Here is a 14,367-nt window from a genome sequence, read left to right as displayed (position 1 = left end):
CTTTAATCACTCCGCGCGGCCGGTCTTTCCCGTTTACTCACTCTCGCCGTCGGCGTAACTTCGGGGCATGAAGTCTACCTCCAAGCCCCTGAGCAAGAATCCGCATCTCATCCAGTGGGTGAAAAAGATGGCCGCGCTCTGCCAGCCCGAATCGATCCACTGGATCGACGGCTCGCAGAAGGAATACGACGCCCTCTGCGCGCAGATGGTGAAGGGCGGCACCTTCATCAAGCTCAACCAGAAGAAATGGCCGGGCTCCTACCTTGCGCGTTCGGACGCCGGCGACGTGGCGCGCGTCGAGGACCGCACCTTCATCTGCTCGCATTCCAAGGAGGCCGCCGGCCCGACCAACAACTGGGTCAATCCCTACGAGATGAAGAAGACCCTGCGCGGGCTCTTCAACGGCTGCATGCGCGGCCGCACGATGTATGTGCTGCCGTTCAGCATGGGCCCGCTCGATTCGCCGATGGCGCAGATCGGCGTCCAGCTGACCGACTCGCCCTACGCCGTGGTCAACATGCGCATCATGGCCCGCATCGGGAAGCCGGTCTTCGAACTTATCGACAAGGACAACAAGCGCGTCGTGCCTTGCCTGCACTCCGTCGGCGCTCCGTTGAAGAAGGGCCAGAAGGACGTGCCTTGGCCGTGCAACAAGGAGAAATACATCGTCCACTTTCCCGAAACCCGCGAGATCTGGTCCTACGGCTCCGGCTACGGTGGCAACGCCCTGCTCGGCAAGAAGTGCTTCGCGCTGCGCATCGCCTCCGCCATGGCCCGCGACGAGGGCTGGATGGCCGAGCACATGCTCATCCTCGGCGTCGAGGATCCGCAGGGCCGCAAGACCTATGTCGCGGCCGCGTTCCCCAGCGCCTGCGGCAAGACCAACTTCGCGATGATGATCCCGCCGAAGTCCTTTGCGCAAAAGGGCTGGAAGGTGTGGACCGTCGGCGACGACATCGCGTGGATCAAGCCCGACGCCAACGGCCGCCTCCGCGCGATCAACCCCGAGGCCGGCTTCTTCGGCGTCGCGCCCGGCACGGGCAACAACACCAACCCGAACGCCATGGCGTCGCTCGCGAAGAACACGATCTTCACCAACGTTGCGCTGACGGACGACGGCGGCGTCTGGTGGGAGGGCATGACCGACACGCCGCCCGCGCACGCCATCGACTGGCAGGGGAACGACTGGACGCCCGCGCTGGCGAAGGAAAAGGGCGTCAAGGCCGCGCACCCGAATTCCCGCTTCACCGCGCCGGCGAAGCAATGCCCCACGATCGATCCCGATTGGGAAAGCCCCGAGGGCGTGCCGATCCACGCCATCGTCTTCGGCGGCCGCCGCGCCACGACCATGCCGCTCGTTTATCAGGCCTTCAACTGGTCGAGCGGCGTCTACGTCGGCGCCACCATGGGCTCCGAGATGACCGCGGCCGCCGCCGGCACGATCGGCAAGGTCCGCCGCGACCCGATGGCCATGCTGCCGTTCTGCGGCTACAACATGGGCGACTACTTCCGCCACTGGATCAACATGCAGCGCAATCTCAGCGAGACGCCGCGCATCTTCCACGTGAACTGGTTCCGCAAGGACAAGGACGGGAAATTCATGTGGCCGGGTTTCTCGGAAAACATGCGCGTGCTGAAATGGATCGTCGACCGCGTCCGCGCCGGCGGCCGCGCCAAGGAGACGCCCATCGGCTGGATGCCGCGCTACCAGGACATGGAGTGGGAGGGCTTGGATTTTCCGAAGGAGAAGTTCGAGGAGCTGCAGACCTTCGACCGCGCCGCCTGGCGCGCCGAGGTGCTCGGCCACGAGGAGCTCTTCCTCGACCTGCACGCCCACCTGCCCAAGGAGCTCATGTTCGAGCGCGAGCTGCTCATCTGCCGCATGTGATCTGCGGCACCAATAAAATTGCCGAAACAAATCCCCGGCGCATGGTCTCAAGACCATGCGCCTTTTGCTTTTCCCGCTGCTGTTTCCCGGCTTGCTGACCGCCTTGCGCGCGGATGATGTTCCGCGCCCCGCGACCGCGGAGGAGACGGCGCTGTTTCAGGACGCCCTGCGGAACAGCGCGCAGGACACCGAGCATTGGGCCTACACCGAGACGACCCGGGCGAAGGTGCCCAAGGGCCTCGTGCCCGGCGAGACCGTCGTGCGCTTCGACCCGTCCAAACCCTACGCCGAGCAATACACGCCGCTGCAGATCGACGGCCAGCCGCCGACCGAAAAGCAGCTCAAGGAATACCGCCGGCGCGGTGAGAAGCGTGGCGCGCGCGTGGCCGAGGCCGCCCGGAACTCCGGGCCGCCGCCGGCGTCGCAGCTGAAGATCGCCGGCGGCAATGTGACGCTGGACCCGGATCATCCGCGGGTCGCGCGCACGGAGGAAGGGCGGGTGGTGTTCGAGGTGCCGATGCTGAGCGCCCGCAACGACATCCCGGTCGACAAATTCCTGGTGCTGGCCGCGGTGGACCGGGCGACCCGACAGGTCGAGCGCGTGGATTTGCGCGTGCGCGAGTCCTTCCGGGTGAAGCTGGTGGCCAAGGTGAAGGCCGGGGAGGCAAGCTTGGGTTTCACGGTGGTCGACCCCCGTTTCGGCCCGGTGGTCAGCGCGATAAGCGGCGATTTCAGCGCCTCGCTGCTGTTCATACCGGTAAATGGCACCTTCGAGCGCACCCGCGCGGACTGGAAACGGGTGAAATCCTACAACGAGCGTCTCCAGGTGAAGCTCGGCCCGCTGCAGCTGTCGGACTTCTAGGGGGTGTCAGACAAGTTCGGTTCATATTGTAGGAGCCTGCTTGCAGGCGATTTTGACCCGCGGAGCCAATCCCCACGCCTGAATCGCCTGCAAGCAGGCTCCTACATTCGGGAATTGGTCTCTTGAGATTATGCAGCGAACTTATCTGACGGGACACCAGGCCGGCCGGTTCTGACGTTCCGCAGAAATCCCGGATTGCCTGCCGGGGGCGCGCCGCCATGTTCCTGCGCAATGTCCACGCCCCCGTCGCCCCCGGATGTCGTGCATGGCGAGGAGTTCCTCCGCTCCCTCATGCGCCGGCAATTGAAGCTTTCCGTGGCCTGTGCGGCCACGTTCCTGGTCGTCCTGCTCGGCCTGCCGCTTGCCAATTATTTTGCGCCCGAGGCGATGGCGGTGCGCGTCTTCGGGTTCACGCTGAGCTGGTTCATTCTGGGTGTGCTGTTCTTCCCGTTCGTGTGGGTCATTTCCTGGCTCTTCATCCGGCGCTCCATCGCGCTCGAGGCGGACGAGGTGAAATCTGTCAGGCGCTGACGCCATGAACCTCCTGTTCGCTTTCCTCGACGGTGTCGACCCGTGGATCTTCGCGTTCTCGTTCCTGACGGTGGCGGCGACCATCTGGATGGGTTTCCGCTCGGCGAAGACCTCCAAGACCGCCAGCGATTTCTTCGTGGCCGGCCGCTCGGTGTCCGTCGGCTGGAACGCCTCGGCCATCTCGGGCGAATATCTTTCGGCCGCGTCGTTCATGGGCATCGTCGGCATGGTGATGGCGAACGGCTACGACGTGCTGTGGTATCCGGTGTGCTATGCGTGCGGCTACCTGTTCCTGCTCCTGTTCATCGCCGGGCCGCTGCGTCGTTTCGGTGCCTACACGATCCCGGACTTTGCCGAGGGCCGCTACGACTCGCCGCTCTTCCGCAAGATCGCCGTCTGCTTCGTGCTGTTCATCGGGTTCGTCTACACGTTGCCGCAGATGAAGGGTGCGGGCGTTACGCTCGCCTATATTTTTCCCGGCATGCCCTATTGGGGCGGCGTCCTGCTGGTCGGTGCGGTCATCACGCTGAATGTCGCGCTCGGCGGCATGAAGGGCATCACGCTCGTGCAGGCCTTCCAGTATTGGATCAAGATGTTCGCCATCAGCCTGCCGGTCTTCGTGCTGATGGCGGTCTACGGTTTCTACGGCGCCCACCTCGGGGCCAACCACACCGCCGCTGCGCCGGTGGCCATGGTCCAGGATGCCGGGGTGGCCCGCAAGCCGCTTGGGGAAAAGGCGCCGAAGGACGACAAGTGGGTCGCACCCTTCGGCCCGCTCACGACCAAGGCGGTTGGCGCCGCGGCCGCCGCGCTGCCCGCGGAACAGCGCGCGACCTACCTCGCGGAATACCAGAAGCCGTATTCGCTGCTCTACACCTACTCGCTGATCATCGCGCTCGTCTGCGGCACGGCCGGCCTGCCGCACATCCTGGTGCGCTTCTACACCAACCCCGACGGCGGCGCGGCCAAGCGCACGACGATGTGGGTCATGATCCTCATCGGCATCTTCTACGTCTTCCCGCCGGTGTTCGGCGTCATCGGCCGCAACCTCATGCCGGAACTCTACGCCGCGACCGGCGCCAAAGGACCGGACAAAATCGTCCTCGAGCTGCCGCGGATCCTCAACGGGCGCTTCGGCGTGCTCGGCAGTGTGCTCAGCGGCATCACTTGCGCGGGCGCATTCGCGGCGTTCATGAGCACGTTCAGCGGCCTGCTGGTCTCGATGACCGGCGCGTTCGCCCACGACATCTACGGCCGCATCCTCAAGCCCGGCGCCACGGCGGAAGAGCGTCTGCGCATGTTCAGGTTCGCGGCGGTGTTCATCGGCGGTATTTCGATCCTGCTCGGCACCCAGGTCGAGCAGCTGCAGATCAATTTCATGGTCGGGCAGGCGTTCGCCATCGCCGCCTCCAGCTACTTCCCGCTGCTCTTCATGAGCGTGTGGTGGCGCGGCATGACGATGAAGGGCGCCGCCACCGGCATGCTCGGCGGCGGCCTGTGCGCGCTGCTTTGCACTGGCACGATCATCTTCGGGGATATCGGCAGGATCGACCTCGTCTCGTTCTGGGTGCGCCACCCGCTGCTCCGCATCCTCGTCGAGCAGCCTGCCATCTGGACCATGCCGCTTTCCCTCGGCCTGATGTTTGTCATCTCGAAGGCGACGGCGGCCTCGGTGCCCGCCGACATCCGCATGAAGATGCTGGTGCTGCACGCGCCGGAGCAACTCGGACTCAAGCAGGAATACATCCAGGAACACGCGGCCGGCGCCGGGCACTAGGCCGCCGCCTTGACCAAGGCCAGGGCGGCCGCGCGAGCCTGCCCGGCCGCCTGTCGATCGCCAAAGGTGTGGGCGGTCACGATGGCGCCCTCGAGGAGCAGCGAGATTTGCCGGGCGACGGTTTCCGGTTGAACCACCTCGAGCTCGGCCAGCAGTCCGGCCAGCAAGTCGATGCCGCGCTGCTTGTGACGGACCACGGCCTGATGGACGGGCGAGTCGAGCGCCGGGTATTCCGCGACGGCGCGGATGAAGGGGCAGCCGTTGAAATCCGCGCTGGCAAAGCGCTTCTCCTGCTGGTCGAGCAAGGCGAGCAGCCGCTTGCGCGGCGAGGGGCCGGCGGCCTCCAGCAAGGCCGCCTGCCGGGCGCGCACCTCCGCGGAGCGGCGCTCCAGCACCGCGACGATCAGCTCCTCCTTCGAGGCGAAATGGTGGTAGAGCGTCATCTTCGCCAGCTTCGCCTCGGCGAGGATCGTGTCGATGCCGACCGCGTGGTAACCGTCGCGGTAGAACAGCCGGAAGGCGGTGGCGAGCAGGTGGTCGCGTTTGGGCGTGCTGGGGGCGGGGGAGTCGGTGGTCGCGGGCATGCCGGCAGCCAAGCCGGCTCCGGCACCGGGTTCAAGATTAGACAGGTTTGTCTAAAATGGGCTTGACTGCAATTAGACAGAACTGTCTAACAGTCGCCCATGACTTCTTCTTTTCCGTCCGGCGCCCTCTGCCTGTTAACCGTCTTCCTGGGCGCCATCCGGCTGTCCGCACAAGCCGCCGCCGACTTGACCGGCACCTGGCAGCTGGTCGCGGTCGACAACATCCTGCCGGATGGCAAACGGGTGAAACTCTACGGCGATGATCCGGTCGGCCGGCTGGTGTTCGATGCCGACGGCCACTACGCGCTCCAGATGATGAAGATTGGTCGGCCGCGCTTTGCCGGCAACGACAAGAACAACGGCACCGCCGAGGAAAACCGCGCGGCGGTGCAGGGGCTCAACACCCACTTCGGGCGTTACGAAGTCCGCCCCGACGAGGGGCTGGTCGTTTTCCGGATCGACCACGCGTCCTACCCCAACTGGGAGGGCACGGTGCAGGAGCGCCTGTTCAGACTGCAGGGCGAGGTGCTGACCTACACGGTGCCGCGGCCGACCACCGGGGCCGGGGCCACCAGCGAGGTGGTCTGGCGGAAGTTGAAAAAATAAGCCGGACGCGCGGGCCGATCAGGCTTCTTCCTCGGGCGGCGTGAAGCCGCGGCGCATGACGTTCTCGGCGACCGACCGCGGAAACAGGAAGTTTTCGAGGTAGCCCTTGCCGCCGGCCTTGGTGCCGCCGCCGGACATCTTGAAGCCGCCGAACGGGTGCCGCTCGACGATGGCGCCGGTGCAGCCGCGATTGAGGTAGAGGTTGCCCACGAGCATCTCGTTCTGCGCGCGCTCCAGCGCCTTCGGGCTGCGGGAGAAGAGGCCGCCCGTCAGCGCGTAGTCGGTGCCGTTCACGAGCGCGAAAGCCTCGTCGAGGTTCTTCGCCTTCAGGATGGCGACGACCGGCCCGAAGATCTCCTCGCGGGCGATGCGGTGCTCGGGCTTCACGTTCACAAAGACGGTCGGCGGGACGAAGTAGCCCTCAGCGGGCGCCTTGCCCTGGAACGCGAGCTTCGCCTCCTTCTTGCCCTGATCGATGAGGCCGAGAATCTTCTGCTGGGCGTCGGCGTCGATCACCGGGCCGACCATCGTGCCGGGCAGCGCCGGATCGCCGATGGGGAACGAATCACAGGCGGAAATGAAGCGCTCGAGGAAATGATCGTAGACCTCGTCGAGAACGATGAGCCGCGAGAGCGCGGAGCACTTCTGGCCGCTGAAACCGAAGGCGCTGTAGAGCGCGGCCGGGATGGCCTCGTCGAGGTCCGCGTCGTTGTCGATGACCAGGGCGTTCTTACCGCCCATCTCGCAGACGACCTTCTTGAGGTTTTGCTGGCCGGGCTGCGTCTTGCCTGCGGTTTCCCAAATCCTGGTGCCGACGGCGCGCGAACCCGTGAAGGCGATGAAGTCGACCTGCTTGTGGCCGACGAGGTGCGCGCCGACGTCCTCGCCGAAGCCGGGGAGGAACTGGAGCACGCCGGCCGGCACGCCGGCCTCGACCAGGAGGTCCATGAGCACGGCGCCGATGACCGAGGTCTGCTCGGCGGGCTTCATGATGACGCAGTTGCCGGCGACGAGCGGGGCGACCACGAGGCCGGTGAGGATGGCCAGCGGGAAATTCCACGGCGCGATGGCGACGCCGACGCCGCGGGGCGTCCAGGTCTGCACGCAGCGCTCGCCCGGGACGGCCTGCGTGACGACCGGCTTCGCGAGCTTGCGCATCTCGACGGCGTAGAAGCGGCAGAAGTCGATCGCCTCGGAGACGTCGCCGTCGGCTTCGATCCAGGGCTTGCCCGCCTCGAGGATGAGGAGCGCGTTCAGCTCCAGGCGGCGCGACTCCATGAGGTCGGCGGCGCGCTCGAGCATTTTGGCGCGGTCGTCGGCCGGCGTGGCGCGCCATTTCGGAAAGGCGGTCAGCGCGGCCGCGACGGCGGCCTCGGCGTCCGCGACCGTGGCGCGGGCCCACGAGCCGATGACCTGCGAAGGCTTGGCGGGATTGACCGAAGGGATGTATTCGCGATCGGAGATCTTTTTGCCGTTGATGATGAGCGGCCACTTTTTGCCGAGCTTCGCGGCGTAGGCGATGAGCGCGGCGCGCTGCTGGTCGCGGTTGGCGGCGATCGTGTAGTCGGTGTTGGCGGCGTTCTTGAAAACTGGAGCGGCGGCGACCCCGCCGCCGACGCGCGGCGAGGTCGCCGCGCCTCCAGCAGGAATTTTGCGCGCCAGCGGCTCGGGCGCGGCGGCGATGGCGCTGACCGGATTGCCGAGGAGCTGGTCCTTGGTGGCCTCGCCCATGTTCTTGATGCGGAGGAAGCCTTCGTTCGAGGTGTTCTCAAGCAGGCGGCGGACGAGGTAGGCCATGCCGGGGAGCAGTTCCCCGACGGGACAATACTCGCGGACGCGGTGGCCCATCTGGATGAGCGAGGCCTTCAACTCGTCGGCCATGCCATAGAGCGCCTGGAACTCGTAGGCGCGCGCGTCGAGGCCGAGACGCTCGGCCTGGGCGATGACATGGGCGACCGAGCGGACGTTGTGCGAGGCGAAATTCGGCGTGACGATGTCGATGTTCTCGAGGAGGAAGAGCGAGAGCTTCTCGTAGTTGGCGTCGGATTCGGGTTTCTTCTGCCAGACGGGGATGGGCCAGTCACGCTGCTGGGCGATGATGGTCTCGTAGTCCCAGTAGGCGCCCTTGACGAGGCGGACGCTGAGCGGACGGTTGTTCTTCCGCGCCCAGGCGACGAGGTCGCGCAGGTCGGCCTCGCAGTCGCGCAGGTAGGCCTGGATGGCGATGCCGATGGCGGGTTTCTGGGCGAACTCGGGTTCTTCGAAGATGGATTTGAAGAGCGAGAGCGTGAGGTCCTTCAGCTTGTAGCTCTCCATGTCGAAGTTGATCAGCGCACCGACTTCGGCCGCGCGGCGGAGGATCGGGCGGAAGCGCTCCTTGAGTGCGGCGATGGAGTTCTCCGGGTCGGCCGGATGGACGTCGGGCGTGAGCGCGGAGATCTTGACCGAAAGATTGAGGCGGGGCAGGGGGCCCTTGGGGCCGAGATCGCTGAAGCACGGCTCCGGCTCCTTCGTGTAGAACTTCGAGACGGAATCGAGGATCTCGAGGTTGCGCTGGAGGAACACGTCGGCCTCGGCGTCGTTAAGGACGGTCTCGCCGAGCAGGTCGATGGTGGTGGCGAGGCCGAGCCTGGCGTTCTTCTTGATCTGCTTGAGCAGGTCCTCGCCGGTCTGGCCGGCGACGAACTGGCCGGCCATGTCCACGATCTGGGCCTTGACCGGGGTGGCAACAAGCGCGGGGGCGAAGGACGAGGCGGCGAGGCCGGCCTTGAGGGCGGGGTTGAGCTCGACGGCTTTGTCGCCGAGATATTCCTGCAGGTGGCGGACGATCTCGCCGGACGAATTGAGGGAAGGGAGGACGTCGACGAAGCGAAAGAGCTGGGTCTTGAAGACCGGGTCCTTCATCGACCACTCCATCAGACGGGCGTAGGCACCCTTCTTGGAAAACAGCGCAGGGGGCGGCTGCTGGTCCATGAGGGCGAAGAGCTGTTCGCCCTTGGCGCGCACGGCGGATTCAATTTTCGGATCGGGAGTCAGGAAAACGGACATGGGAAAGGTAGCGGCGCAGTTTCGCCCGGTGTCATAAATAGGCAAGGGCGGCCCGGTCGGCCAAAAGGACCAAAAACGGGGCTTATCGGGGTCGTTAGGGCGGCCGTCAGCGAGGGGCACGACTTCCCCTCCACCCCGGGTGTTCTGCCTGCTTATGGGCTTGGCGTAACGTAATTTGCGTGGCAGGAGGTTTCTGCAACTCTGCCGCGCGGCGCCGTGTTCTTAGCGTGAATGAAGATCCTACAGTGCACACAACCACTACCGAAGGCGTAACGGCTCCGCCCGACTTCACGACGTTCATGCGCAATTACCAAGACATGGTCTATTCCACCGCGGTGCGGCTCATCGGCAATGAGACGCAGGCGGAGGACATTGCCCAGGAAGTCTTCATCAAGGCGCACGAACATTTCGAAAACCTCCGGGCCAGCCCCTCGGCCGGCGGCTGGCTCAAGACGGTGGCCACCAACCTCTCGATCAACCACATCCAGCGCTACAAGAAGCGCTGGAGCTTCTTCTCCGACCTCGTCCACAAGGACGACGAGGGGGGCGAGAAGGAGGTCGAGTTCGCCGCGCCCGACACGTTTTTTGCCGGCGTCGATTCCTCCGAGCGCCGCGAATGGGTCGAGCGCGCCCTGGAAAAACTCCCCGAACACCAGCGCGTGCCGCTGGTCCTGTATCATTTCGAGGACATGCCCTACGAGGACATCGCGAAGAAGACCCGCGTGTCCCTCAGCAAAGTGAAGACCGACATCCTCCGCGGCCGCGAGGCCCTGGCGAAAATCCTGGGGCGCAGCGGCTCCAGCCACGAGAAATTCGCCACCTGAAGGTGCCCATGAACAAAAAAATGACACCGGAGGATCTCGAGAAGTTCATCCATCGCGAATTGCGCGCGCTCCCGCCCCGCAAGGCGCCTCCCGGCTTTGAGCAGCGCCTGCAGGCGGCGGTGGAGGCCCGCCTCGCCCGGCAGACCGCCGCGCCGGAGCAACTCGAGCAATTCATCCACCGCGAATTGCGCGCCCTGCCGCCGCGCCGCGCGCCCCGCTCGCTCGAGTCGCGTGTGCTGGCCGCCATCGAGCACCAGGCGGCCGTCGCGTGGTATCACAAGTCCTGGGCCTACTGGCCCGCCGCCGTGAAGGCCGCTTTCCTCGCGGTCGGCACGGGTATCAGCGGGGCCGTCATCACCGCTTCCTACCTGATGAGCCAGGGCGTCGACACCGGCGCGATTGCCGCTGGGGCGGGCCACCGTCTCGGTTTCCTCGTCAGCCTCTACAGTGCGGGAAGCTGGATCGTGGAATTTGGCAGCAGGGCTTTCGGCAACATCCCTTCTCTCTGGCTTTACGGCGGCTTGGGTATCGTCGCCGCCCTTTACGCGACCTTCTTCGGTCTGGGCGCCGTTGCTTACCGCACTCTTTACCATCACGACTGATTTGATTTTCATGAAATTCCCTCGCCGACCATTACCCCTTGGCGTCCTGTCGCTGACTTTTTCCCTTTTCCTCGGCTCCATCCTGCGTGCGCAGGCCCCGTCCACGCCGCCGGCCGACCATAAACCGGAGGTCACCCAGCCGGCCCCGGCTCCGGCCAAGATCGAACCGGCGCCGATCCCCGCACCGGAGATGGTGCCGGTTGCCCCGCCGCCGGCCGCCCAAGCTGTGCCGCCTCCCGCCCAGACAAGTGCGGACCCGACGGCCGAGAAGGCCCGGCCGGATAATGCCAAGTCCGCAGAAAAGGCGTCGGATGATGCCGGACAAATGGACCAGCAGGCACCGGAGGCCGCACCGTCAGAGGGAAAGGCTTCCCGTCGCCACCATCGATCCACCCGCGATTCATCCGGCGACAGTGTGGCCGTGATGAATGACAACCATGTGCCCGCCGGGGTCACCGTCACCGGCGACGCGGTGGCGGTCATGGGCAGCCTGACCGTGGATGGGGAAGTGAACAGCGATGCGGTGGCGGTGATGGGTAACAACACCATCAATGGCATCGTGCATGGTAACGTTGTGACGGTAATGGGTGATGTTACCCTCGGTCCGAAGGCCAGGATCGAAGGCGATCTGGTCGGCGTCGGCGGCGAGATCCACCGTGACCCCGGCGCCATGGTGACGGGCCAGGTGACGGTGATACCTTTCGGTTCCGAGTTCAAACTCGACTCCGTGTCGAGCTGGTGGACGCACGGGCTCCGGATGGGGCGCCCCCTCGCCATCGGCGCCCATTTGGGCTGGCTTTGGATCGTCACGGGCTTCTCGGTGGCGTTCTACGCCCTTCTGGCGCTGCTCTTCCCGAAAGGCATCCGCCGCTGCGGCGACAAGCTGGTGCACCAGCCCGGCCTGACCATTCTGGCGGCCCTGCTCGGCATGCTGGCCTTGCCCGTCCTGTTCATACTGCTCTGCATCACCCTGATCGGTATCCCGGTCGCCCTCTTTTTGCTGCCGTTGGCGTGCATCATGGCCGTCCTATACGGCAAGGCGGCGATCTACACCTTGGTGGGCCTGAAGATTTCCGGCGACCGGCTGCACCCGGCGGTGGCGGCGATCATCGGAGCGCTGCTCTTTGTTCTCTTCTATCTCGTGCCCTTCGTCGGCTTGCTGCTTTCGGTCTTGGTTTCGTTTATCGGTTTCGGCTGTGTGCTCCTCACGCTCTCCACGCCGTCGCCCAAGGCGGCGGTTCAGCCGCCCGTTGCCCCGGTGGTGCCGCCGGCGCCGCCGGGCAACACGAGCCTGCCGCTGGTCGTGGGTGGTGGGGCGGCGGCACCCATTGGCGATGTGCCCCCGCCGGTCAGCCCCGCGCCGCCGGCCACACCGGCCGCCTTCGCCCCGCTGGCCGTGCCGCCCATCTCGGCGGCCACCCTGCCGCGGGCGGGCTTTTGGCATCGTCTTGCCGCCAGTGCCCTTGATGCGGTTTTGGTCGGCATGTTGTGCGGCTTCCTGAGCCACATGTGGCACGGTTTCGGCGTGTTCCCGTTCTGGTTTGCGCTCTATGGCGTCGTCATGTGGGCAAACAAGGGCACGACGATCGGCGGCATCATCTGCGGCCTGAAGGTCGTGCGCCTTGACGACCGCCCGATCGATTGGGGCGTGGCCATCGTGCGCGGCCTCGGCGGATTCCTCTCGCTGGCCGTGGCCGGCCTCGGGTTCATCTGGGTCGCCTTCGATGACGAGAAGCAATCCTGGCACGACAAGATCGCCGGCACGACCATCGTCCGGGTGCCGAAGGGCACGTCGCTGCTGTGAAAGCGATCGGCGATAAGCAGTAAGCTGTAAGCAGGACAGGGTTTCGCCCTCGCCTTTTCCTTTGCTGGACTTGGGCACTCCTAGCTCACAGCTTGGTGCTTAAAGCTTATGGCTTCATCACCACTCGTCGGAATCATCATGGGCAGCTCCTCGGACTGGGAGACAATGTCGCATGCCGCCGCGACCCTCGCGGCCCTCGGCGTGCCGTTCGAGAAGCGCATCGTCAGCGCCCACCGCACGCCGAAGCTGATGGTGAGCTATGCCGAGACGGCCGAAAAACGCGGCCTGAAGCTCATCATCGCCGGCGCCGGCGGCGCCGCCCACCTGCCGGGCATGACGGCCTCGCTCACCACGCTGCCGGTGCTCGGGGTGCCGGTTGAGTCCAAGGCGCTGCACGGCCTCGATTCGCTCCTTTCCATCGCGCAGATGCCCGGCGGCGTGCCGGTGGCCACCTTTGCCATCGGCAAGGCCGGGGCGATCAATGCCGCGCTCTTCGCCGCCTCGCTGCTGGCCCAGAGCGACGCGAAGACGAAGCGGGCGTGGGAGAAATTCCGCGCCACGCAGACGAAAAAGGTCCTGAAGGCGAAGCTGCCGTGAGCGCGGGCGAGGCGATTCTTCCCGGGAAAACCATCGGCGTGCTCGGCGGCGGCCAGCTCGGCCGCATGCTCGCGCAGGCCGCGACGCGGCTCGGTTACCGCGTGCATGTCTACGAGCCCCAGGCCAACTGTCCAGCGGGTGCCGTGGCACACCAGGAAGTCAACGCCCCCTACGAGGACACCGCGGCGCTGACGGCCTTTGCCAAGGAGTGCGATGTCGTGACCTACGAATTTGAGAACGTGCCGGCGCCGCCGCTGAAGGCGATCGAGGCAGTGACGTTGCTGCGGCCGCACTGGAGCGTGCTGGAGACAACGCAGAATCGCTCGCGCGAAAAGCGCTGGCTGCGGGACAACGGGTTCCCGCACGCGAAGTTCGCCGAGGGCACGGACATCGCGGCCGGCATCCGCGAAGTCGGCGTGCCGTGCGTGGTGAAGACCGCGGACTTCGGTTACGACGGCAAGGGCCAGTTCAAGGTGATGACGGACGCCGACATCCCGGCGGCGGTGAAGAAGTTCGCCGGCCAGCCGGTGGTGATCGAGCAGTTCATCGACTTTGCCTGCGAGGTTTCGGCCGTCGTCGCACGCTCGCCGGGTGCCGCGGTGCGCGTGTTTCCGATCGCGGAGAACATCCACACGAACCACATCCTGGATTTCTCCATCGTGCCGGCGCGCGTGGCGCCGGCCGTGATCGCCGCCGCCGAGAAGCTGGCGCGGCTCATCGCCGAGAAGATCAACCTCGTCGGCGTGATGGGCGTGGAGCTGTTCGTCACGAAGACCGGCGAGGTGCTGGTCAACGAGCTCGCGCCGCGCACCCACAACAGCGGGCACTGGACGCTCGACGCGTGCATGACCTCGCAGTTCGAGCAGCAGGTGCGCGCCATCTGCGGGCTGCCGCTCGGCGCGGTCACCCTGCTGTCGCCCGTCGTGATGGTGAATATCCTCGGCGATGCCTGGAAAAACGGCGAACCGAAATGGGACGCGCTGCTCGCGCAGCCCAACGTGCGGCTGCACCTCTACGGCAAGGCCGGGGCGCGCCCCGGGCGGAAGATGGGCCATTTCACCGTGACGGCGCGCGACGCCGACATGGCGCTGGAGTTCGCCGAGAAATACAAGGCACGGCTGGCCGGCTGAGCCGGTCCCCAAAACCTCCCGCGGGCTCCGGCCGAGGCGCTAAGTATACTATTGGTTGACATCAGCGCCTTCCGGTTGATGTCAACCAATAGTATACTTAGGCCCGGGGAGCGA

The 14,367-nt window shown here is 65.7% G+C and carries 12 protein-coding genes; 10 read left to right on the top strand and 2 right to left on the bottom strand.

Annotated features, from left to right (window positions below):
• The first annotated feature begins 67 nt into the window (after positions 1-67).
• The 4 genes from BLU29_RS06075 to BLU29_RS06060 all read left to right on the top strand — a co-directional run bounded on the left by BLU29_RS06075 (position 68) and on the right by BLU29_RS06060 (position 5,058).
• On the top strand, positions 68-1,888 hold the full coding sequence (locus BLU29_RS06075; RefSeq protein WP_091055942.1) for a phosphoenolpyruvate carboxykinase (GTP): 1,821 nt from the start codon (positions 68-70) through the stop codon (positions 1,886-1,888).
• Between the two features lie 55 nt (positions 1,889-1,943).
• Positions 1,944-2,750 (top strand): hypothetical protein, encoded by an 807-nt coding sequence (locus tag BLU29_RS06070; protein WP_091055941.1) that lies wholly within the window; start codon positions 1,944-1,946, stop codon positions 2,748-2,750.
• A gap of 231 nt (positions 2,751-2,981) precedes the next feature.
• The gene (locus tag BLU29_RS06065; protein WP_091055939.1) at positions 2,982-3,281 is read left to right on the top strand and encodes a DUF485 domain-containing protein; all 300 of its coding nucleotides are present in this window, start codon (positions 2,982-2,984) and stop codon (positions 3,279-3,281) included.
• 4 nt (positions 3,282-3,285) lie between these two features.
• Positions 3,286-5,058: a cation acetate symporter gene (locus BLU29_RS06060; RefSeq protein ID WP_091055938.1), complete on the top strand. Its 1,773-nt coding sequence runs from the start codon at positions 3,286-3,288 to the stop codon at positions 5,056-5,058.
• On the opposite strand, the gene BLU29_RS06055 is transcribed toward BLU29_RS06060, so the two are convergent.
• Complete coding sequence (locus tag BLU29_RS06055) at positions 5,055-5,642, bottom strand: TetR/AcrR family transcriptional regulator (RefSeq protein ID WP_091055936.1); 588 nt, start codon at positions 5,640-5,642, stop codon at positions 5,055-5,057. The two genes, BLU29_RS06060 and BLU29_RS06055, sit on opposite strands and share 4 nt — an antisense overlap.
• Before the next feature lie 99 nt (positions 5,643-5,741).
• Here BLU29_RS06055 and BLU29_RS06050 point away from each other — a divergent pair, with 99 nt between their 5' ends.
• On the top strand, positions 5,742-6,248 hold the full coding sequence (locus BLU29_RS06050) for a lipocalin-like domain-containing protein (RefSeq protein WP_091055934.1): 507 nt from the start codon (positions 5,742-5,744) through the stop codon (positions 6,246-6,248).
• 18 nt (positions 6,249-6,266) lie between these two features.
• On the opposite strand, the gene pruA is transcribed toward BLU29_RS06050, so the two are convergent.
• Positions 6,267-9,296, bottom strand: a complete 3,030-nt coding sequence (gene pruA / locus BLU29_RS06045) for an L-glutamate gamma-semialdehyde dehydrogenase (protein WP_091055933.1) — start codon at positions 9,294-9,296, stop codon at positions 6,267-6,269.
• A 299-nt stretch (positions 9,297-9,595) separates the two neighbouring features.
• On the opposite strand from pruA, the gene BLU29_RS06040 reads away from it, so the two are divergent.
• The 5 genes from BLU29_RS06040 (at position 9,596) to BLU29_RS06020 (ending at position 14,253) form a co-directional block, all read left to right on the top strand.
• Positions 9,596-10,120, top strand: a complete 525-nt coding sequence (locus tag BLU29_RS06040; protein WP_091055931.1) for an RNA polymerase sigma factor — start codon at positions 9,596-9,598, stop codon at positions 10,118-10,120.
• Positions 10,121-10,128: 8 nt separating this feature from the next.
• The gene (locus tag BLU29_RS06035) at positions 10,129-10,722 is read left to right on the top strand and encodes a hypothetical protein (protein WP_091055929.1); all 594 of its coding nucleotides are present in this window, start codon (positions 10,129-10,131) and stop codon (positions 10,720-10,722) included.
• Between the two features lie 10 nt (positions 10,723-10,732).
• On the top strand, positions 10,733-12,526 hold the full coding sequence (locus BLU29_RS06030; protein ID WP_157693667.1) for an RDD family protein: 1,794 nt from the start codon (positions 10,733-10,735) through the stop codon (positions 12,524-12,526).
• A gap of 108 nt (positions 12,527-12,634) precedes the next feature.
• Positions 12,635-13,123 carry a 5-(carboxyamino)imidazole ribonucleotide mutase gene (purE, locus tag BLU29_RS06025; protein WP_091055926.1) on the top strand — a complete coding sequence of 163 codons (489 nt, stop codon included), beginning with the start codon at positions 12,635-12,637 and terminating at the stop codon, positions 13,121-13,123.
• Entirely contained in the window at positions 13,120-14,253 is a 1,134-nt protein-coding gene (locus BLU29_RS06020; protein ID WP_172830222.1) for a 5-(carboxyamino)imidazole ribonucleotide synthase, read from the top strand. The genes purE and BLU29_RS06020 overlap by 4 nt, the downstream gene beginning before the upstream one ends.
• Positions 14,254-14,367: the final 114 nt, after the last annotated feature.

This window comes from Opitutus sp. GAS368, from assembly GCF_900104925.1.
GTDB lineage: Bacteria > Verrucomicrobiota > Verrucomicrobiia > Opitutales > Opitutaceae > Lacunisphaera.
This window is presented reverse-complemented; position numbering and strand designations above follow the sequence as displayed.

Excerpts from the sequence above, each read along its gene's own strand:
- BLU29_RS06030 (WP_157693667.1), top strand. The coding sequence starts at position 10,733 with ATGAAATTCCCTCGCCGACCATTACCCCTTGGCGTCCTGTCGCTGACT.
- purE (WP_091055926.1), top strand. The coding sequence starts at position 12,635 with ATGGCTTCATCACCACTCGTCGGAATCATCATGGGCAGCTCCTCGGAC.
- BLU29_RS06075 (WP_091055942.1), top strand. The coding sequence starts at position 68 with ATGAAGTCTACCTCCAAGCCCCTGAGCAAGAATCCGCATCTCATCCAG.
- BLU29_RS06035 (WP_091055929.1), top strand. The coding sequence starts at position 10,129 with ATGAACAAAAAAATGACACCGGAGGATCTCGAGAAGTTCATCCATCGC.
- BLU29_RS06065 (WP_091055939.1), top strand. The coding sequence starts at position 2,982 with ATGTCCACGCCCCCGTCGCCCCCGGATGTCGTGCATGGCGAGGAGTTC.
- BLU29_RS06070 (WP_091055941.1), top strand. The coding sequence starts at position 1,944 with ATGCGCCTTTTGCTTTTCCCGCTGCTGTTTCCCGGCTTGCTGACCGCC.
- BLU29_RS06060 (WP_091055938.1), top strand. The coding sequence starts at position 3,286 with ATGAACCTCCTGTTCGCTTTCCTCGACGGTGTCGACCCGTGGATCTTC.
- BLU29_RS06040 (WP_091055931.1), top strand. The coding sequence starts at position 9,596 with ATGCGCAATTACCAAGACATGGTCTATTCCACCGCGGTGCGGCTCATC.
- pruA (WP_091055933.1), bottom strand. The coding sequence starts at position 9,296 with ATGTCCGTTTTCCTGACTCCCGATCCGAAAATTGAATCCGCCGTGCGC.
- BLU29_RS06055 (WP_091055936.1), bottom strand. The coding sequence starts at position 5,642 with ATGCCCGCGACCACCGACTCCCCCGCCCCCAGCACGCCCAAACGCGAC.
- BLU29_RS06050 (WP_091055934.1), top strand. The coding sequence starts at position 5,742 with ATGACTTCTTCTTTTCCGTCCGGCGCCCTCTGCCTGTTAACCGTCTTC.